At 39.7% G+C, this 20486-nt stretch carries 17 protein-coding genes; 10 read left to right on the top strand and 7 right to left on the bottom strand.

Translation table 11 applies throughout. The features are described 5' to 3' along the window. Positions 1-101: 101 nt before the first annotated feature. From trpS to rluB, 5 genes are all read left to right on the top strand, one after another. A complete protein-coding gene (gene trpS, locus QZ265_RS04685) occupies positions 102-1202 on the top strand; it encodes a tryptophan--tRNA ligase (RefSeq protein ID WP_296403877.1) in 1101 nt (366 codons plus the stop codon). Between the two features lie 233 nt (positions 1203-1435). Next, positions 1436-2317 carry a segregation/condensation protein A gene (locus QZ265_RS04680; protein ID WP_296403882.1) on the top strand — a complete coding sequence of 294 codons (882 nt, stop codon included), beginning with the start codon at positions 1436-1438 and terminating at the stop codon, positions 2315-2317. 290 nt (positions 2318-2607) lie between these two features. Further along, complete coding sequence (scpB, locus tag QZ265_RS04675; protein ID WP_296403880.1) at positions 2608-3117, top strand: SMC-Scp complex subunit ScpB; 510 nt, start codon at positions 2608-2610, stop codon at positions 3115-3117. 163 nt (positions 3118-3280) lie between these two features. Further along, entirely contained in the window at positions 3281-4375 is a 1095-nt protein-coding gene (locus tag QZ265_RS04670; RefSeq protein ID WP_296403875.1) for an alpha/beta fold hydrolase, read from the top strand. Between the two features lie 248 nt (positions 4376-4623). Further along, positions 4624-5712 (top strand): 23S rRNA pseudouridine(2605) synthase RluB, encoded by a 1089-nt coding sequence (gene rluB / locus QZ265_RS04665; RefSeq protein ID WP_296403873.1) that lies wholly within the window; start codon positions 4624-4626, stop codon positions 5710-5712. Positions 5713-5841: 129 nt separating this feature from the next. Here rluB and QZ265_RS04660 read toward each other — a convergent pair whose 3' ends face one another. Together QZ265_RS04660 and QZ265_RS04655 are read right to left on the bottom strand one after the other, a co-directional pair. Next, positions 5842-6492: a hypothetical protein gene (locus QZ265_RS04660; RefSeq protein ID WP_296403871.1), complete on the bottom strand. Its 651-nt coding sequence runs from the start codon at positions 6490-6492 to the stop codon at positions 5842-5844. 41 nt (positions 6493-6533) lie between these two features. Beyond that, positions 6534-7121 (bottom strand): hypothetical protein, encoded by a 588-nt coding sequence (locus QZ265_RS04655; protein WP_296403869.1) that lies wholly within the window; start codon positions 7119-7121, stop codon positions 6534-6536. A gap of 131 nt (positions 7122-7252) precedes the next feature. Between QZ265_RS04655 and QZ265_RS04650 the strand changes: the two genes are divergently transcribed. Continuing rightward, positions 7253-7846, top strand: coding sequence for a LysE/ArgO family amino acid transporter (locus tag QZ265_RS04650; protein WP_296403868.1), 594 nt, complete (start codon positions 7253-7255; stop codon positions 7844-7846). 157 nt (positions 7847-8003) lie between these two features. On the opposite strand, the gene QZ265_RS04645 is transcribed toward QZ265_RS04650, so the two are convergent. The 3 genes from QZ265_RS04645 to QZ265_RS04635 form a co-directional block, all read right to left on the bottom strand. Next, on the bottom strand, positions 8004-8645 hold the full coding sequence (locus tag QZ265_RS04645; RefSeq protein WP_296403866.1) for a MarC family protein: 642 nt from the start codon (positions 8643-8645) through the stop codon (positions 8004-8006). A 161-nt stretch (positions 8646-8806) separates the two neighbouring features. Then, positions 8807-9721, bottom strand: coding sequence for a carboxylating nicotinate-nucleotide diphosphorylase (nadC, locus tag QZ265_RS04640; RefSeq protein ID WP_296403864.1), 915 nt, complete (start codon positions 9719-9721; stop codon positions 8807-8809). A gap of 301 nt (positions 9722-10022) precedes the next feature. Then, positions 10023-11141 (bottom strand): hypothetical protein, encoded by a 1119-nt coding sequence (locus QZ265_RS04635; protein ID WP_296403862.1) that lies wholly within the window; start codon positions 11139-11141, stop codon positions 10023-10025. Positions 11142-11556: 415 nt separating this feature from the next. Here QZ265_RS04635 and nadA point away from each other — a divergent pair, with 415 nt between their 5' ends. The 3 genes from nadA (at position 11557) to QZ265_RS04620 (ending at position 16007) form a co-directional block, all read left to right on the top strand. Further along, complete coding sequence (gene nadA / locus QZ265_RS04630; protein WP_296403861.1) at positions 11557-12759, top strand: quinolinate synthase NadA; 1203 nt, start codon at positions 11557-11559, stop codon at positions 12757-12759. Between the two features lie 40 nt (positions 12760-12799). Continuing rightward, positions 12800-14860 (top strand): L-aspartate oxidase, encoded by a 2061-nt coding sequence (gene nadB / locus QZ265_RS04625; RefSeq protein WP_296403859.1) that lies wholly within the window; start codon positions 12800-12802, stop codon positions 14858-14860. A 220-nt stretch (positions 14861-15080) separates the two neighbouring features. Next, positions 15081-16007 carry a lysine exporter LysO family protein gene (locus tag QZ265_RS04620; RefSeq protein WP_296403857.1) on the top strand — a complete coding sequence of 309 codons (927 nt, stop codon included), beginning with the start codon at positions 15081-15083 and terminating at the stop codon, positions 16005-16007. Between the two features lie 177 nt (positions 16008-16184). On the opposite strand, the gene QZ265_RS04615 is transcribed toward QZ265_RS04620, so the two are convergent. After that, positions 16185-17447, bottom strand: coding sequence for an FAD-dependent oxidoreductase (locus tag QZ265_RS04615; RefSeq protein ID WP_296403855.1), 1263 nt, complete (start codon positions 17445-17447; stop codon positions 16185-16187). 176 nt (positions 17448-17623) lie between these two features. Further along, a complete protein-coding gene (locus QZ265_RS04610) occupies positions 17624-18976 on the bottom strand; it encodes an FAD-dependent monooxygenase (protein ID WP_296403853.1) in 1353 nt (450 codons plus the stop codon). Between the two features lie 469 nt (positions 18977-19445). Here QZ265_RS04610 and QZ265_RS04605 point away from each other — a divergent pair. Next, on the top strand, positions 19446-20486 hold a 1041-nt coding region (locus QZ265_RS04605; RefSeq protein ID WP_296403851.1), incomplete at its 3' end, for a PhoH family protein.

The following is a 20486-nucleotide window of genomic DNA, read 5'->3' as shown; positions in this document are numbered from 1 at the left end:
TTAAAAGAGGTTTTAAAAGAGGTTTTAAATTATGCTTTAAACGTAATTATTAACCTTAATTAAATCAGATTAAACGAGTTATATTACTAATCGGGAACATTATGAGCCAAACTGATGCCAATCAATCACAAAATAAATCAATTGACAATCATGATCAGCAACCTAAACGCGTCCTTACTGGTATAACGACAACCGGTATTCCACATTTAGGAAATTATGTCGGTGCTATACGGCCTGCGATACTGTCCTCACAAAATAGCCTTAATGATCAAGACCAATCTTTCTTCTTCTTAGCAGATTATCATGGCATAATTAAATGCTATGATCCCAAGCAAATTCATGAATCAACCAAAGCGATCGCTGCAACGTGGTTGGCTTGTGGTCTAGACCCAGAAAAGGTAGTATTTTATCGTCAATCAGATGTGCCTGAAATTCCAGAGCTGGCTTGGATTTTAAACTGTTCATGTCCTAAAGGGCTGATGAACCGAGCCCATGCTTATAAAGCTGCGGTCGACATTAATAATGAAAAAAACGATGTGGATCCTGATCAAGGCATTACTATGGGTCTGTTTGGGTATCCGGTATTAATGGCAGCAGATATATTAATGTTTAATGCCAGCCATGTGCCCGTAGGGCGCGATCAAATCCAACATATCGAAATGGCTCGTGACATTGCTGGCACATTTAATCACAAGTACAAAAACTTATTTACCCTGCCCTCTGCAGTTGTTGATGATGCTATGCCATTGCTGACAGGTCTTGATGGTCGCAAGATGAGTAAAAGCTATGGTAATACTATTCCTTTATTTGGTGACTACAACCCGCAAATAGACCCTGAAAAGCAGATGCGTAAAGCCATTATGCAAATTGTGACCAACTCTCAAGCGCCTGAAGAGCCCAAAAATCCTGACGACTCAGTAATTTTTGAGATTTATAAAGCTTTTGGTACCACAGAAGAAATAGCCAATTTACGCACTCAATTTGAAGCGGGGATTGCTTGGGGTGATGCCAAACAGATTTTATTTGAAAAGATTAATAGTGAAATTGCCCCTTTTCGTGAGCGTTATTTTGAGCTGATGGCCAATCCTAAAGAGTTAGAGGAAATCTTATTGTGTGGGGCTGAAAAAGCTCGTCGCCATAGCCGTAAGCAACTGGATAAAACGCGCCGTGCGATTGGTATTAAACCATTGGCAAAACTATAATAGCTCGTATAAATAGCTTGATTGAATTCAAGCTAAATATTGAAGTAGGTCAAGTTACTTAATTTTGAGACAGCATGCACTGCGAGTAAACACTAAGCTAAGATAAGCTTGTTATCTTAGCAGTGGATAAGAATTCTGTGCTCGATGCCGGTCATCTTTACTATCTAACTGTTAATGGGATATGGCTGACAGATCATATCCCATTTAATTCAATCATAAACTCGATGGCACTAATGACCAATCAAACTGAACCACCCTTAAGCGTTAGAATCTACACCACGCCTATTAAGTCATTGCCGCAGGATTTGTATGTGCCGCCGCAAGCCTTTGCTATTTGGCTCGATCAGTTTGAAGGCCCACTCGACTTTTTATTATATTTGGTCAAAAAGAACAATTTTGACATTACCGATACTGCCATTTTGCCAATTACTGAGCAATATTTGGCTTATATCGATGAGCTTGATGCCGATCATTTTGAGCTGGCTGGCGATTATCTGCTAATGGCCTCTACCTTGATAGCTATAAAGACCGAGTTGTTGTTACCAGCGCCTGAAAAGCTAGAAAATGAGCGTGATCCGAAAGCCGAATTAATAGCTCGTTTAGAGGACTATGCGCAAATTAAGGAAGCTGCGCGACGTTTAGATAAATTGATACGTTTGGAACGAGATGTCTTTTTGGCGATGGCAAGCCTGCCAGACCCTGAGGTTATGGCGGCTGAACTGCCAAGCTATCCTGCTGAAATGCTGGTAGAAAGCTTATTAAAAATGCAGCTTAAACCTGATTATCAAATGCACAATATTAAGGTTGATCCTATCCCCTTATCTGATCGTATTGCCAGTATCAGTCGCCAGTTAAGCGAGCGCGGTGAGGGTGCATTTATTGAGCTTATTGACCAAAGTCAGGGACGTCTTGGAGTGGTAGTCAGTTTTGTGGCAGTTCTAGAATTAATGAAGCGTCAGATTATTGACGTTATCGCTATTAAGGATGCAGAACAGTCTATTTCAGGCGAGCAAACTTTCGAACAGCCAAACCACACCAAGCTTCCTAACATTGACATAGCAGATTCACAATACTCTTATAGCTTATCAAATCTTAAGCTACGCTGGTTGGCTTAAGAGTATTTGTTTATGACACTTAATCTTAACGATTTTACTTACTATTATAATTTCCAATTTTAAACATTTAGCGATTACTCATGTCAAAAAAAACCGACGAATCTTTTTTAGAAGACTTACCATATGCTGACCGCCATTTAGTGAACAAGCTGTCTATTTCTAGCAAAGACTCTGCTACTAATCAACAAGCGACTACTCAACAAGCGGCTTTCCAACAAACGACTACTCAACTAGCGACTAACCAACAAGCGACTAACCACTCGCACCTTAGTACCTTTAACCGCTATGACTTGTTGAGTCGTAAAATAGAGGTGCTATTATATGCTTCTGAAGCTCCATTAACTGGCAGTCAACTCAAAAAATATCTGACATTATCAGAACATGAACTTCAAACTGCTTTGGTGATATTGCAGCAACGACTGACTACCGGCGTGCTTAATTTAAGCGAGTCTGCTAGCGGCTATCGTTTACAGATACGCTGTGAATATAGTGCTCTTATCCAAAATATTTTCCCGCAGCGTCTTGAGAATTTAAGCCAAGCTTTACTTGAGACTTTAAGCGTAATTGCATACAAGCAGCCTGTAACACGTAGTGATATTGAACAAGTGCGTGGCGTAACAGTCTCGAGTAATATATTAAGACAATTATTTGATAAAGGTTGGATTGTTGAGAAAGGCTATCGAGACACTTTAGGTCGCCCTGCCCTTTTGCATACCACTTCTGAATTTTTGGATGCTTTTGGTCTAGAGAATTTAGAGCAGTTACCACCTCTTCCAGAATTGAACTTAACTACTGAATAATTCAAAAGTTTCCTATTAGCATCATTTAAAAAACCACTACGGCTGATAAGCTAATCCGTATATATAATGAATAATAGGGTTTAGGCTGTATTTAGCACATAACAAAGTTTAAGTTATTACATGACAGGCAGTCATAAATTTATAAGGATATAAAATTAAACCAATGATAAATCAAACTTTAAATATAATAGGTACTCAAGACAACCAACAAATTGCTGTTTGGCATATAACAGACGATGAATTTAAGCGTACCTGCTGTGATGTTCAGACTAATAATCAAAACAATAGCAATAAAAAACAAAATCTTTTATTCATCCATGGTGCCTTTTCAGACAAAAGTGTATGTCTAGGCATTGCCAGTTATTTTGCATCTTTAGGTCACCAGTGTTTTATTATGGAATGGCGAGGTCATGGCGCTAGCGCTCAGCCGAAAATGCCCTATCATCTAGAAGACGTTGCTTTTTTTGATGTGAAGGCCACTTTTCATTACTTACTTGACGAGCTAAACCTCGATAATTTGCATTGTATTACCCATAGTGGCGGCGGTATTTGCCTGACTATGTTTCTGACCCGTCACCCTGAGTTTGTGGATAAAATATCTAGTATGACTATGTTTGCCTGCCAAGCTTTTGCAGCTGCTAACACGCCTTCAAGCTATACAAAACTACTTTTAAGTAAAGCCGTTACCCGGCAAATAGGTATTATCAAGGGTAAAAGTCTAAATTTAGGGACGATGAATGAAAGCTATTATTTATTGTCGCAGTGGATGGACTGGAACCTAAACCGCAACTTCTCGAGTTATGTATCTACACCGATCAGTCAGCAATTGGCTGCATCGGCTCAAGTAATTGCGAAGCCGTTGGTTAAGCCTGTATTAAATTCGTTTGTAAAACCTTTGGTTAAGTCCATGGCCAAACCAGTACCTAAGCAAGCACGCTTGAATGTCACCAAACTAGCTAGATCGAATTCAAGACCTAAAGATACATCTCCACCCATAGACTATCGGTCACTCATGCCTAATATCACTGTTCCCATTTATTCTATTTGTGGAACTGGCGACTCTGTTGCACCACCACGAGGGTGCTTAAAGTATTTACAGGCCTTTAAAAACTCAAAGAATCAATTTCGAGAATTTGGCACTGCACATGGAAATTTGGAAAATTATAATCATACCCGTATCTTTTTAAGCCGCAATGCCGCCACCGAAGTTTGGCCTAGTGCACTTGATTGGATTGAGAGGAATAGTAAAGAGGCATAGTTGATAGCTATTGATAGTTTACATTAATCTAAAAGTTTTACTGTATAACTATATAGGGTTAAAAAATTCTAGTCGTAAATTGTTCAACAGTTATAACTTGAATTTGCATCGCTCAGGTTTTTTAATAATAAACTTGTAAATATATAGCCATTAGTTAATCCTAATAGCGTATAATAAGCCCCGTAATTTATATTTAAAATTATCTACATTGTGAAATGTAGCCACTCACCGATTCAAGGATGCATAACATGCCTCAATCAAATCAACCTACTGCGTCAAATCATCCAGATACAACTCCAGACAGCGATGTTTATACCGATCTAAACGGTGATTATCAATTTGCCTCTTCAACTACCCAATCTAGTACTGCTGGCTCTGAAAAACTTCAAAAAGCTTTAGCTCGCATGGGTCTTGGCTCACGTCGTCAAATGGAAGAAGTCATTAAATCTGGTCGTGTGTCTATTAACCAAAAGCCTGCCACCATTGGTGATCGTGTAGAACAAACCGATGAAATTCGTGTGGATGGCCGTCTCATAAAATACAAATCAGAACGCGAAAAGCGTCGTCGTGTGTTGGCATACTATAAGCCAGAAGGTGAAATCTGTTCTGCCAATGATCCTAAGGGTCGTACCACTGTATTTGAACGTTTACCAAAGCTTACGCATGATCGCTGGATAATGGTAGGGCGTCTAGATATCAACTCTACTGGTTTGTTGTTATTCACTAATGATGGCGAATTGGCACATCGTTTAATGCACCCTTCTAATGAAATTGTACGTGAATATGCGGTACGTATCTTAGGTGAGCTATCTCCTGAAATGATGCGCAATTTAACCGAAGGCGTTATGCTTGAAGACGGTCTTGCTAAGTTTGAAGACATCAAGCAAGGTGGTGGTGAAGGCGTAAACAAGTGGTACCACGTTAAGCTTAAAGAAGGTCGTAACCGTGAAGTTCGACGATTAATTGAATCACAAGGTCTCAAGGTTAGCCGTTTGCTACGAACCAGTTATGGCTCTGTCGATTTACCAAAAGAATTGCGTACAGGACGCTTTATTGAGTTAGACAGAAAAGAGATTCATCGTCTTATTGATCTAGTAGGTATACGCCCTCGTGTAGACATGGGTGTACATGGTAAAGCGAAAGAGAAAAAAGAACGCTTCCAGAAAAAACCTCTGAAAGCTCGCACCATTCGTACCAGCTCTAGAAGCGGCGTTACTGGCACTACTACTTCTAACAGTAACTCTAATGCTTCAAGAAACTCGAACCTTAACTCTAGTAATAGCAACTCTAGTAATAGCCGTGGTAGAGATGCGAGTAATAGAGGCACTAAGCGTTAATTTTGCTTACGCATCTGCTCATATAGACCTAGCTCGATATAAATTTCTATATAAAATAACTGAGCCCCGAGTTAGGTAATACCTATCTAGGGGCTTTTTAGTAACTCAAGAATTATTAATTAATATAGGTTATTCACGTTGCTTTAGATAGCGTTGCATCACTTGCATGTCTTGCAATGCGTCAATTTGATGCCTTTTTAATAAACTATCAAGCTGGTTCTCAATATTGCTCAGCACTTGTAATAATAAATCTAGCGCTTGCTGCTTATTTTCACTTATCTTATTTGAGCTATTATTCGCTGTACTGGTTGTTGAGACTGTATTGGTTGCAGAGACTGTATTGATTGATAAGTTAGTACGCTTATCTATACTTGCCCTGTTAGTGGCTTGTTGCAGTAAGGCTTCTTGGCGAGCGATACGTTGATAGCTATTAATTAATTCAGGCAAACGGGTTTGTAGTAACTTACCGACCACAAACTCCTCTTCACTCAAAGCTAGAGTTTGACCACCTTCAATAGATTCAGTACGTAACTGCTGAAAAACATCTGCTTTGCCATCAATACGTAACAGTTGTTCTGTTACAACAGGTGGCAAGCCTTTAATTTGAGACTCAGCCAAAGTTAGCTGAAGCATCGGTGGTAATGGCAACTGCGAAGGTTCAACATATTTTAGGGTGCCAGGAGTAATACCGACAGCGCGATGAAACGCAAGCCAGCCTTTGCGCCCAACATATCCTGTTGCCATAATAGCCACTACCCCTGCTCCTATTAGCACACTCATAAAAATTTACTACCTCTTTTTTAGCTGGCGTCTAACAGACTTTATTCTTCAAACCGCTGTTGTAAATAGCGATTGGTGGCAAGCAGCTTCTGACCATCTTGATGATAAGCGGCATCAAGAAGTCCATCAAACTGTGTATCTACTGTATTTAAGACTTCTAATAAAGCCTCCCTTCCAGTCATGTCAGAGTTCTTGATTTTAGTAGTATCAGCTCGGCTTACATCATTGCTACGTTTCGCATCTAGCACGACCGTTTTATTAGATGTGCTATCTAAATCGTGCAAACGACGATAATCTGCTACAGCTTCTGGGATATGTTTGTCCATCACGTTCTTGATCATAATATATGTTTCAGTGACCGCATCTTTATCGTCTATAACGCCATCATTATTAGTATCCCCATACAGCATTTTAAGTCTTTCACCTTTATCACTGATCAGATCTAACTTCTGCTTAACCTCTGTTGGAAGACTTTTTTCGGGAATATACCCCAACTGCGGCATGGCTTTATACTCAAGCATCTTTGGCTGAGTCAATTTCTTAACCCCACGATAGCCCAAATATATTCCAGTCGCTGGCAGTAAACCATATAGTATAAACATCAGCACCATTGCAGTTGCATGCGTCATTGTTCCATCCTTTCATTGTTTTTATTGTTGATAGAAGTTAATACTCATATTTAGTCTAAATACACTATACTTATGATTCAAAAAGACATCACCTATAATCCTATTTTAATAATTTACCCTGAGATAACTAGATGGATTATGTATCAGGCTTCGCCTTGGGCCTATCGCTTATATTTGCAATTGGCTCTCAAAATGCGTTTATCTTAAAACAAGGCCTAAAAAAACAACACGTTTTCGCCCTGTGTTTATTTTGCGCCATTTCTGACGCATTGCTAATCTGTGCTGGAGTGGCAGGCTTTGGGGCAATTACTGCTAAGTATCCCAATGTAGTCAACATTGCAAAAATAGCAGGGGCGATGTTCTTGTTGGTATATGGTTTGCAAAGCCTATATTCAAGTTTTACCAAGTCACATGCGCTGACTCAAGACACTCAAAATGTGACCAGCTTAAAGAAATCTTTATTACTTTGCTTTGGGTTTACTTGGCTTAACCCTCATGTTTACTTGGATACATTAGTTTTGGTTGGTATGGTGTCTACAGGCGCAAGTAGTAAACTAGGGTTTGGTATAGGTGCCGTTACAGCCTCATTTGTGTTCTTCTTTAGTCTAGGCTATGGAGCAAGATTATTATCACCCTTATTTGCCAAACCTAAAGCTTGGAATATATTAGACGCATTAGTCGGCCTTTTGATGCTATATCTAGCTTGGCATCTTTACAGCGGTTAAGAAGCGATAAATTATGAAATTCAATCTATAAAAAAAGGCGTCAACAATATAATGTAGAAGCCTTTTTAGTTTAAATCATTTGCTAGCAGTTTTATTTAAAATTGTTATCTATAGTGTTTAATTACAAATTACATAAACAACGTTTCCATAAAACTTATTATGCCAAGTCGGGGAAAATAGTACGAATACCACTCACCAAGATTTCAATGGCAACTGCTGCCAATAGCATCCCCATTATACGACTTATAATATTAAGTCCTGTATCACCTAATAGTTTACTTAATCGACCTGCTGCCATTAACGCCAAATAACAAAATATCGCAATCAGTAGGCCTGCTATGATAATGGCTAATTTTTGTTGCCAATTGGTCACTTGAGCAGAATAAATAATAACGGTAGAAATACCACCAGGACCAACAATCATTGGAATAGCTAATGGCACTACGGCTGCGGCAGTACTACCGATACCTTCAATACTATCGTCAATGCCAATGTTTTCCTGATTGGGTTTAGCTGGATTACCATCACCATTCATCATATTGATGGCAATTAAAAAAACCAAAACCCCACCTGCCACTTGGAACGAACCAATAGAGATACCTAGTGCTCTTAATAATGACTCGCCAGCTACAGTAAAAAAAGTAATGGTAACAAACACGGTTAAGCTACTGATACGCGCAAAACGCCGCTTATCAGTCATGCTATAACCTCGGGTAGAATCTAAAAATAAGGTTAAGGCGCTAAAGGGGTTTATTAGCACCATAAACGCTATGATTATTTTGACAATTTCAGTGTCCATTATACGCGCTGCAGTTTCATCAAATGGGGCAAATTAATTTATTCAATTGGAGCAAATAAATAGTATTGGTGATTATACATTAAGGTTGGTGATTACTTTTCAATACCAATCAAATTATCTATCAAATAAACACTTTTTAAAATAAACGACTATCAATGGCTTTAAGCAGAAAAATCCATGCCTATGTCCAAGGCTGTGGTACTGTGAGTCAAATAGCCCATTGCTATAAAATCAACCCCAGTTTTAGCAACGGTAACTACGTCATCTGGAGTAATGCCACCTGAAGCCTCAGTTTTTATATTTGCATTTTGCTGATACTTACACATGGCTACTGCTTCACGTAAAGTTTCTGGGTCCATATTGTCTAATAAAACCAGTTCTGCACCAGCATCAATTGCCTGTTGTAGTTGCTGTAGCGTATCTACTTCAATTTCAATAGGGATTAAATGACCGGCCAATTGTTTGGCCTGAGCAATAGCCTTAGTAATATTACCGGCAATGGCAATGTGATTGTCTTTAATCAGAATAGCATCGTCCAGACCCAAACGATGATTACGACCACCACCACACCGTACAGCATACTTTTGAATGCTGCGAAGACCAGGAATCGTCTTACGGGTACAGGTGATTTGAGTAGGATAATCTGCAACTAAGTCGACCACTTTTCTGGTAGCGGTAGCAATGCCACTTAAGTGAGTCATAAAATTTAGGGCAGTGCGTTCAGCAGTCAATAAATTGCGCGCATTGCCACTAATAGTAGCCAATATCTCACCTTTAGTAACCCAAGCCCCATCGTGAGTATGCGCAGTGAATTCAATGGACGAATCTACTTGCTCAAAAGCCAGTCTGGCTAAATCTAAACCACAGACCACACCGTCATCACGGACAGTAAGGGTTAATGACGCTTGTTTGACTGCTGGTATCGTTGCTTGCGAAGTAACATCACCACGGCGTCCTAAGTCCTCATTCAATGCGTTATTAATCAGTGGTATCAATAACACATCATTAAGTGGAGGTTCAATAATATCAACTGGGCGAACTCGTTGCTGGTCACTTGTGAGAGATGTTGCAGACATATAGAATCCTTTTTAAATATTTTATCTAATCTTAGAAGGAGCATAATGCTTTAAGTTGAATAGTACTATTTATAATCTTATAAGTTAAGCTTGATACAATAAGTAAGACACTTTAACCAATAATACTCATAATGAGCATAAATATAGCTAACAAAAACTATATTAGCAATGATTAATCTAAAATAAATATTAATCTCTAAGCTGACTGGAACATTAAAATTTATAAATTCAGATTATCGGCTAGTGTAGACACTCGGCTAGAGTATATTATCGGCTAATGAAGATCATTGGCTAATATAAATTATCGGCTATTGCTCTTAGGAAGCTTACTATCCATCAACAGGCTTTGTAGATTAATATCAAATCGGAACCGATATAACTTAGCTGGTCTCCCTCGGCCGACTTGACTACTATTGCCAGTAGGTTCCAATAGATTCTGGCTTTCAAGCAGACGTCTAAAGTTTTGTTTATGAAGAGGCACACCTGATAAGGCTTCGACACTTTGTTGAAGCTGTAATAAGGTAAACTCGTCTGGCATTAATCCAAAAATTAGTGGACGGTATTCAATTTTTGCACGCAGTCTAGATATGGCAGTAGCGATAACCCGGCGGTGATCGTAATACATCGGCTCACCAATAATTCGATGCCAATTTTTAGGTAATTTACTGGCATTATAATCCGGTGATTCAGGCAATAACCCAGCCTCATAAAGCATTTCGTAGCGAAGCAAGGCATGCTCAGCTACCCACTTATTAAACATCTCTTTGGCACTACTGCTGTGGCGATCTTCACAAGCGATCACTTGCTTAAAGTCAGAATCTTGCTCCCAATCCCCGCCCCAACATAAGTAGATGCGTTGTAAGCGTTTTATTCTCACTTGCTCACTGTCTGCAGCATCTGCCCATTGTTTCAGCTTATGGGTAATTTGCTGGGTATTACTCTCATCTATTAGATGATTTTCATAAGGAAAATAGTCATACCAATCCCGCCAACGCGCCTGATTATGCGAACTTTGAACATCGTCATAACTTAAATCTGATTGAGAGCTAGAAGCTAAAGTCTTATTTACATTAATATCAGTACTTTTTTGAATGGCTACTGGCTGCGTCATCGCTTCTTGTACCAAGCCCATGTAACTGACATACACAAGCGCATGGCCATCTATATTACGTCGATTGGTATCTACAAAGGTATACAGCTGCTCAATGTACCCAAGCGGCTGCTGCGTTTGTTCCTCTACCCATTGACGTACTCCCGCTTGTAAGGAGCGGTGTAGCGGCATCAATGGTCCATTCGGTAATAGCTTACCGCCATCAACTGTCAGCACTCGAGCACGGCTGTTGGTAATGGCAATCAATACCGCTACTACTTCAGTAGTACCGCTACCTTCGCTGTGCGCATGAGAAAAAGACAAACTCATATTTATCATCAATCTAATTAAAACTAAGAAATTTAGTATATCGCTTAATACCTTTAATTAAAAACTTTGTGTGAATTAATTAGGTAGTTAGGTTGTTAAGTCGCTAATTAGTTAAGTAGTTAAGTAGTTAAGTAGTTAATAGCCAATAAGAACTGTAAGTCATTAATTTTAAATAAATTAATTCACAACTTACATATCACATAAAATTTTATTTAAAAAATTTCTTGTATTTATGCTCAAATCGAGCATAATTATATAACTCCATTTCATAAATGACTTTTGAGCTTTAAAAGTTTGTTCTGACTCTGAATGGGTTAGATTTTAATTAATGGTTTATTAATTAACTGTTGATTAAGTGCTAAATGAGTTGAATACACAATTTAGTATTTAAACCATATTGTATAAGGGATTTATTATGACAGCCTCAGGAACTAGCCCAGTTGCCACCAATAAAGTTAATACTGCTGAAAAGGTAGCACTTTTTGCCTATGACGCGCCTACTTTATCGCAAAGTAATCAGCAATCTACTGGCTGTAATATCGATATTGAATATGCTAAAGCCAAGATACCTGCTGAGCTATCTCGCAGTGAGCGAATGCAAATTGAAAAAAATATCAAACGCTTGCTGAAAGAGCATAATGCCGTTTTGGTGGCTCACTATTATGTCGACCCTTATATCCAAGATTTGGCTTTAGAGACCGGTGGCTGTGTTGGCGACTCTTTGGAGATGGCACGCTTTGGTAAAGAGCATGATGCTCAGACTTTGGTAGTGGCTGGCGTACGCTTTATGGGTGAATCTGCCAAAATCCTTAGCATGGAAAAGACAGTGTTGATGGCCGATTTAGAAGCAGAATGTTCATTAGATTTAGGCTGTCCTATTGATGAATTCAGTGCGTTTTGTGATCAGCATCCAGACCGCACCGTTGTGGTTTATGCCAATACCAGTGCGCAAGTAAAGGCTCGTGCTGATTGGGTAGTGACCTCTTCAGTTGGCTTAGAAATTGTCACTCATCTACATGAGCAAGGCAAAAAGATCATTTGGGGTCCGGACCGCCATTTAGGCAAATATATCCAAAAACAAACCGGCGCTGATATGCTGCTGTGGCAAGGCTCATGTATTGTTCACAATGAATTTAAAGCACGTGAGCTTGAGCAATTAAAAGCTGAACATCCAGAAGCTGTGGTACTGGTTCACCCTGAGTCACCAGACAGTGTGGTCGAATTGGCAGATGTGGTGGGTTCAACCAGCAAATTATTGAATGCTACCAAGGAGATGGACGCTAAAACTTTCATTGTTGGCACTGATCTAGGCATTTTACACGAAATGCAAAAGCACTCGCCTGACAAACTATTTTTAGCAGCTCCAACAGCGGGCGAAAGTGCTACTTGTAAGAGCTGTGCTTTTTGCCCTTGGATGGCGATGAATGGTCTAAAAGGTATTGAGCAGTGCTTAGAAAATGGAAGTGGTGAAATTAAGCTTGCACCTGAACTTGCAGAAGCGGCTTTAAAACCCCTACAACGCATGCTTAATTTTGCAGCTGAGCAAAAACGCCGGGTCGCAAGCAGTGGCGATATGATTAAAGATCGTCCATTGTTTGCTAACGTTGGTCCTGCTTAAACGTCAGCTAAAACTATCCAATTATTAAAAGAGCCTGCTTATGACTACCTCGACAACTAACTCTTCTTCATGCTTATCGCTTGAAGCTGACTGTGCTCAATCTGAATCTACCCCTAAATCTTTAGAGGATACCGTCATGACCCAGCATTGTGATGTACTGATCATAGGCGCAGGTTTGGCAGGCTTAGCTACCGCATTGTCATTACCTAAGCAATTAAATGTGATGGTTTTGGCCAAAGATGATTTGAGCGCTTGCTCAAGTTATTACGCACAAGGAGGTATTGCGGCGGTCATTGATAGCCAAGATACCGTGTCAGACCATGTAAGTGATACCCTAATTGCAGGAGATGGACTGTGCGATCAACAGGCAACTACCGATATATTGTCTCAAGGTAGTGATGCTATTAAATGGCTGTTATCCCATAAGGTTCCTTTTACTACTAAGAACCATGATGAACCGCATAGCCATGTTGAGCCGCAGATTAACAATGATGTTGTATCACTTGCCGAGTTACATTTAACTCAAGAGGGCGGCCATGGCTGTCGTAGAGTAGCACATGCTGATGATGCAACTGGCAGACATATCATGACTAGCCTGCAACATCAGATTTTGACTGCTAAGAATATAACTTTATTGCCTTTTCATGAGGCGTTAAGCTTAATCACCACAGGCGAAGAGGTTAAGCATTGTATAGGCGCAGAGGTTATTAACACACAAACCAATACGTTAATACGTTTTGCTAGTAAAGCAGTGGTACTTGCTAGCGGAGGACTAGGTCAATTGTTTAAACGAGCCACTGCGCCTAATGTCTGCGTGGGTGACGGTATCATGATGGCATGGGAAGCAGGCTGCCGTTTGGCGAATTTAGAATTTATTCAATTTCACCCTACTGGCTTAGTGTATAACCATGAAAATGTTAGTAGTAATTTTCTAATATCTGAAGCGGTACGAGGTGAAGGTGGTCTTTTATTGTGCCCAGTGACCCACCAACGTTTTATGCCCGATTACGATGAGCGTGAAGAATTAGCGCCTCGTGATATTGTGGCACGAGCAATTGCCACTGAGATTGATAACAATGGCTTAGGTTATGTCCATTTAGATATCTCTCATAAACCGGCAGAGTTTGTAAAACAACATTTCCCAGATATTTACACCCATTGCTTAAGCTTAGGTATAGATATTACTAAGGGTCCTATACCGGTAGCCCCTACGGCTCACTATACTTGTGGCGGAGTAGTGACCAACGCTAATGGCCAGACTGATGTGCAAGGCCTATATGCGGCAGGTGAAGTTGCCAATACAGGATTACATGGTGCAAATCGCTTGGCCAGCAATTCTTTACTTGAGTGTGTGGTAGTCGGTCGAAAAATTGCTTCTCAGCTTGCCACTCATTTAGTGTCTGACTCCATTGATTCTGACTCTTCGCTGTATAAAAATAAAACTGTCCTCAATTCTCAAAAAAAGGTTTCGCAGGCGCAGTTAAAAGTATCCACCTATTATTTATATCAGTCGGCCTCGCTCGATGACGCCTCACTTACTGATATGGATTTTCAGACTGATATTGATTTTCAGCAAAAATTAAAAGAGTTAAAGCAATTAATGACTGACAAGATGGGCATTAGACGTAATAGACAGAGTCTAAAGCAAGCCCTTAACCGAGTCCTTGAGTTAAAACAACAGTTACAGGCAACGTCTATGGCAGAGTTGGGAGTTAGTAATAAGTTAAGTTTTACTGATAAAGCGTTAAACGGTTTAGAAACAGACTGCTTTGACATAGACTGCATTAAATTAGAAAGTTCTAAAATGGACGGTAATGTTCTTCAAAATAAGGCATTGCATAAGTTTCGTTTGCAACGTCTATTGACCCTAGCCTCATTATTATTGCAGTCTGCTTTAACGCGTACTGAAAGTCGAGGCGGTCATTATCGAGAGGACTATCCCAATCTCTGCGATGCACCTTTAACCAGTATTATCTACCCTGATTCAGCCCAATCGAACTGTCTTACAAGGTCTAATCAGTTAGACAGTAACTTTAATTTGAAAGGTAATAAATCTGAAGTCGATGATATAAGCTCAATCTTGGTAGCTAAGGCTTCTTAAAACCCAACCAACTTGTTGAATCAATTGCACCATTGTCTTAAGTTGCGCCTATCATCCTTTAAACTATAATTTTTTAATTGTTTAAAGGATAGATGATAGGCTTCAAGGCTCCTTATCTCATAGCAAATTACGCACAATCATCAAGCTATGTTAGAATCCTGTTTCTTTGTTATGGCTAACCCATAATTTATCCATATTTAATGCCTGTGTGTCCTCTCTAATGCAAACACCCCAGAACTTTGATAGCCTTATCACTCTAATTCTAGTTTTAACTCCTTTGTTTATTGGTTTTGCTTTACCATTAAATAAAAGCTTAATACGCTTCTCAGAGAAGATGCTTGGCTATTTGGTTTATATCATCTTAACCTTGATTGGTATTGAGCTTTCTCAAGTAAACGGTCTCGGCAGTCAAGTCAACGACATTATTTTGTATGTCGGAGTGTTATCGGTGCTGACTATCGGTTTCGGGCTAGCTGGATTAATGATTTTTGATCGCTTAAAACCTTGGGCGCCTACAGCCAAAAAAACCACTGTCAAACACAAAGTTAGTATCCGAGGTAGCCTAATTCAAGTGTTTTGTGTGGCGTTTGGTTTCTTAATCGGGAGCATTCTACCACTAACCATGATGCCGCCAAGCAATACCATGACCGGGCTATTAATGTTACTAATTTTATTAGTAGGTATTGGTTTAAAAGGCTCAGGCATTACTTTAAAAGAAGTTTTGCTTAATAAACGCGGTATGCAAACCAGTATCATATTTACTGTATGCGTATTAATGGGCGGGATTGTCTTTTGGTTACTCTTTGATGAGGTGTCTTTGACCCAATCTCTAGCATTGGCTTCAGGCTTTGGTTGGTATTCTTTGTCTGCCATTGTGATGACCGATGCCTATGGGGCAGTTTGGGGCAGCATTGCTTTATTTAATGACTTGGTGCGTGAGTTTTTTGCGTTATTGTTTATCCCGATATTTATGCGCAAATATCCATCAGCATCCGTTGGGCTTGGTGGAGCAACCAGTTTAGACTTTACCCTACCCGTTATTCAACAATCCGGCGGTCTTGGTATGGTGCCTTTAGCCATTAGCTTTGGTTTTATCATCAATATTGTAGCGCCGGTGTTAATGGTGGTTTTTGCCTCTTTTGGATAATAAGTACTTAAAAATAGTAAGTACTTAAAATAAGTCATTATGGCCTCTAAATTAATCGTCTATATAGTTTGGGCAATTTGAACAGTTTGGACAGTTTGGACAGTTACACTACCTAGCAAGCAAGCTTAAAAAACCCATGCTTAAAAGAGCGACTGAAATTAATGATGAAAATTTTATTTAAACCCCACTCGCCTTTTGAGTAAAAAATCGCATTAATGGCTTAATCTTACTAACTTGATACATGCCTTCACTACGCAATTGCTGAACCGGACGCAGTGTTGCAAAGTCACCAGCAAACAGCCAATTCATCAACGAAAAACTGTGCATCATCATACTATTATGAGGTCGACGGGTACGCTCATAGCGACGTAACGTAGCAAGCTCACCCCAACATCTACCGCCACTACGCTGATAATCCTCAAATAGAGCGTTTACCAAGGCTGCTACATCAAGCATACCTAAATTCAGTCCTTGACCTGCCAAAGGATGCACCCCATGGGCGGCATCGCCAATAAGCACCAAGTTTTCTTTCACGTAGTGTTCGGCTTGCTGAGCAGTCAATGGAAAACTGGCAATCGATTCAAGTTGTTCGATATCTCCCAAAGCATATTGACTGGCAGCCGCCAATTCTCTACGTAAATTATCTGGATTTTCATCATTCAATTGCAATAATTCAAGTGCTCTATTACGTGGCAAACTCCATACCACTGACTGCCAATGTTGCGCATTGGCTTTATCCTCTTCAGTGACATCTGCCAAAGGCAATAAAGCCAAAGTACCCGTAGGTAACATCAGTTGACGGGCAGTGGCTCGGTGCGGTTTTTGTGTCTTAATAGCGCAGCAAATAGCAGTCTGATTGTAATCCAAAGTATCAAGTTTAATACCTGACTCACGTCGCACCATTGACCCACGACCGTCAGCACCGATGAGCAATTTGCCTTGAAGCTTAACGCCATTGTCCAAATGAACTTCATAGCCTTGCTTAGCGCCTAGCCAGTCGAGCATTTTTACTTTATGACCAGCTATCAACGTTAAATACTTAGCTATATTTTCATCTGTCATTTTTTGGTACAAAGCTTGCTCAATGACAAACGGTTCAACCATAGATCCAAGTAACTGCGGCACCTTAGCATCACCGAAGTTTAATTCACCTTTGCCATCTTGTTGCCACACCTGCATTTGAGTATAGTCAGCTTTACGCTTAGATTGACTAATAATTTGCCAAGCTCCAACCTGTTTTAATAATTCAATACTGGCCAGACTCAACGCATATACACGCGCATCACGTTGTTGCAGCCTTTGCTGCCAATCAGCATCGTTAAGCTTGGGACGCGCATCAATCAAAGTTACTTTTTGCTTCTGTTGAGCTAATTTTAATGCCAAAGTAGCACCAACAATGCCGCCGCCAATAATCAAAGTTTCTGTCACAGTTGTTGCCATAATAAGGTCGCCCAAGATATTAATAAACATAAATGGTTTTAGAATTGAATAACAATAACTTAATTTTTAGAGCTAACATTAGCTTTATATCATTTGCATCTTTAGCATAACTAACCTTTGATTACTTTACCTTTAAAGACTATGAGCATCGAAAAATCATTAAGCGTATTTTACCGTTAAGACTTAAGACCCATCGCATAACTTGCCACCAAGGGTTTTACATTTGGCAGTTTATTGAAAGCAATCAGAGCCATATTACGTGCCAGCTTCACTGCAGGGTTAGGGTGAGTAAAGCCATGCACTACTGCATCACAGAATCGAATCACTCGTTTTTGATCCTTTTGACGAGCATGCTCATAAGCTTTTAGCATGGCGGTTTCTCCAATATCTTCACCTCGTAATACTTGATTTCCAAGCATTTTTGATAATACATGAGCATCACGCATACATAAATTAAAGCCTTGACCTGCAACTGGGTGCAAGGTATGCGCCGCATTGCCCATAATCACGACCCGGCCTTCTACCTGTCGCTCTGCCAATACCCGAGTTAATGGATAAGCACCACGCCTGCCCGCTTTAACAAATGTACCTGCTCGTTGGCCAAACGCTTGTTGTAGAGTTGCTATAAATAATGCATCATCTTGTAAATACTGCTTCTCTTCGCCATTTTTACAAATCCAAACCACTGACCGTCTGTATCCAGCTTGCATCAGATCATTGCCATCGCCATCGGCATCAGTTAACGGCAATACGGCCAATGGGCCTGACGGACTAAAGCGTTCGAGAGCGACATGCTCATGTGGCTTATCAGTCTGTACAACCCCAACAATAGCGGTCTGGTCATAATCATAATCTTTAGTGCCGATACCTAGCAAATTTCGCACTGTAGAATCTCGACCATCACAAGCTACCAATAAGTTTGCAGTTAAGGTTTGCTGTTTTGCATTGTAAGTATCATATGTAATGGTGGCAGAAGTTACAGTTTGATCGACTGCAGTAACAGTAGCACCGTCCACTAACTCGATTAATCGACTTTTTTGAACCGCCAGTAACAACTTACGTCCCAACCAAGCGTTTTCCATAACTTGACCAAAAGACTCTACATTTTCTTCTTCTTTATTTAATTGGGCAAAACCAAAACTACCTTGCTCACTGACTTGCACTGAGTCAATACGACAAGCATGGCTTTGAAGCTCATCCCATAGACCAATCTCTTGATAAATTTGTACCGTGCGTCGTGACAAAGCGGTGTTACGGCTATCCAAATAATGAGTACGACTAGCGTCTTCTTGTGGACTAAGTTTTGGATATTTATTGCGCTCAATAATAACACTGGCGATACCTTGTGCGGCCAATAATAACGCAAAAGATAATCCTACATGCCCGCCGCCAGCAATAATGACCTTTTGTTCAGTAATAGCCCCACTTTTAGCCCTGTTTACAACTATTGGCTCTCCAGAAGCTGCTTGGTCTTGCTCAGTATTAAAGACAGTTTGTGAGGTAGTATCATTATTCGTTTGATTTGTCATAGAGCACTCTTATTAATATAGAGGTTTAATAAATTATTTGATTATTTTTCTATAAACTTAAAAAAAATTATGTTTATTTTTAATGACATACACCTTTAAAAAGCTATTGTTTAATTAAGCCACTATTTATTTATTTAATTAAGTTAATGCTTTTGTTGGCTTACACTAAAAAGAGTCTGTTGAAATTAGCATATTTAATGCTATCTTATCATGTAAGCTAAATTATCGGCTTTATAATACTAGTCTTTATCGAGTGTATTGTTATTAGTCTTGTTTACTATAAACCAGACCACTATTAAAGGCGTTACTAGTAATTTAAGACTTTTATCAAGGTTAAGTTATTGGTTTACAAAAATCGACGAAGTGCTTGTCTAGTTAATCTTTAAATTTTCATATTAAACAGCCATAATAATTTAAGAGCGATAATAAATATATAGCTTTAAAACCTACATAACAAAAGGATCCTCACTTGACTGATACCGTCACAAGAAAAATTAACCTAGATTTTTTAACGACTTCTCAGCTTAAAATCTTGGTTGGAGAATATAACAATAGCCTTAAGTATATCGAAGAACGCCTTGGTATTCATATCAATCAACGTCAACACAAGTTCATCTTAGCTGGTGATCTAACAGCGGTAGAACGTGGCGACTTTATTCTTAATAAGTTGGCCGACGAAGCTCAGTCCGAAAAAGACATTACCCCGCAAGAGTTACATCTTATCATTCAAGCCAGTATGTCTCGTGATTTCGATTCATTCGCTAGTCCTGCCAAAGTCGAAAAAGATTCAGAGTCAGACCTAGATTCTGAAGAGTTTGAGTACGATGCTGAAGCCAATTACGAAACAATTGCACTAAAAACCCGTAAAGGTAAAATAATTCCTCGTGGTGGCAATCAACAACTTTACGTTCAGCGTATTTTAACCTCAGATGTGTCATTTGGTGTCGGACCTGCAGGTACAGGTAAAACCTATCTTGCTGTGGCCTGTGCTGTAGATATGCTAGAGCGTAATGAGATTGAGCGCATCTTATTGGTTCGTCCCGCCGTTGAAGCTGGCGAAAAACTAGGTTTTTTACCAGGTGACTTAACCCAGAAGATTGACCCTTACTTACGCCCACTTTATGATGCATTATATGAAATGCTGGGCTTTGAAAAAGTAGGCAAATTAATTGAGAAGCAAATTATTGAAATTGCGCCTCTAGCTTATATGCGTGGTCGTACTTTAAACAGCTCATTTGTTATTCTCGATGAGGCACAAAATACCACTCCTGAGCAGATGAAAATGTTCTTAACCCGTTTAGGTTTTGGTTCTCGGGCCGTTATTACCGGTGATGTGACTCAGGTGGATTTACCTCGTGGTCATAAATCTGGCTTGGCTCAAGCGATTCAAATTTTGGGTAAGATTGATGAAATTCATGTTACTAAATTTGAGTCTAAAGACGTGGTTCGACATCAACTGGTACAAAAAATTGTAGAAGCTTATGGCGTTTGGGATGAAGAACAAGAGGCC

The organism is Psychrobacter sp. (assembly GCF_018260395.1).
GTDB lineage: Bacteria > Pseudomonadota > Gammaproteobacteria > Pseudomonadales > Moraxellaceae > Psychrobacter.
Note: the sequence above shows the minus strand (reverse complement) of the source record. Positions and strands in the feature narration are given on the sequence as shown.

Excerpts from the sequence above, each read along its gene's own strand:
- trpS (WP_296403877.1), top strand. The coding sequence starts at position 102 with ATGAGCCAAACTGATGCCAATCAATCACAAAATAAATCAATTGACAAT.
- QZ265_RS04680 (WP_296403882.1), top strand. The coding sequence starts at position 1,436 with ATGACCAATCAAACTGAACCACCCTTAAGCGTTAGAATCTACACCACG.
- QZ265_RS04670 (WP_296403875.1), top strand. The coding sequence starts at position 3,281 with ATGATAAATCAAACTTTAAATATAATAGGTACTCAAGACAACCAACAA.
- rluB (WP_296403873.1), top strand. The coding sequence starts at position 4,624 with ATGCCTCAATCAAATCAACCTACTGCGTCAAATCATCCAGATACAACT.
- QZ265_RS04660 (WP_296403871.1), bottom strand. The coding sequence starts at position 6,492 with ATGAGTGTGCTAATAGGAGCAGGGGTAGTGGCTATTATGGCAACAGGA.
- QZ265_RS04655 (WP_296403869.1), bottom strand. The coding sequence starts at position 7,121 with ATGACGCATGCAACTGCAATGGTGCTGATGTTTATACTATATGGTTTA.
- QZ265_RS04650 (WP_296403868.1), top strand. The coding sequence starts at position 7,253 with ATGGATTATGTATCAGGCTTCGCCTTGGGCCTATCGCTTATATTTGCA.
- QZ265_RS04645 (WP_296403866.1), bottom strand. The coding sequence starts at position 8,645 with ATGGACACTGAAATTGTCAAAATAATCATAGCGTTTATGGTGCTAATA.
- nadC (WP_296403864.1), bottom strand. The coding sequence starts at position 9,721 with ATGTCTGCAACATCTCTCACAAGTGACCAGCAACGAGTTCGCCCAGTT.
- QZ265_RS04635 (WP_296403862.1), bottom strand. The coding sequence starts at position 11,141 with ATGAGTTTGTCTTTTTCTCATGCGCACAGCGAAGGTAGCGGTACTACT.
- nadA (WP_296403861.1), top strand. The coding sequence starts at position 11,557 with ATGACAGCCTCAGGAACTAGCCCAGTTGCCACCAATAAAGTTAATACT.
- nadB (WP_296403859.1), top strand. The coding sequence starts at position 12,800 with ATGACTACCTCGACAACTAACTCTTCTTCATGCTTATCGCTTGAAGCT.
- QZ265_RS04620 (WP_296403857.1), top strand. The coding sequence starts at position 15,081 with ATGCAAACACCCCAGAACTTTGATAGCCTTATCACTCTAATTCTAGTT.
- QZ265_RS04615 (WP_296403855.1), bottom strand. The coding sequence starts at position 17,447 with ATGGCAACAACTGTGACAGAAACTTTGATTATTGGCGGCGGCATTGTT.
- QZ265_RS04610 (WP_296403853.1), bottom strand. The coding sequence starts at position 18,976 with ATGACAAATCAAACGAATAATGATACTACCTCACAAACTGTCTTTAAT.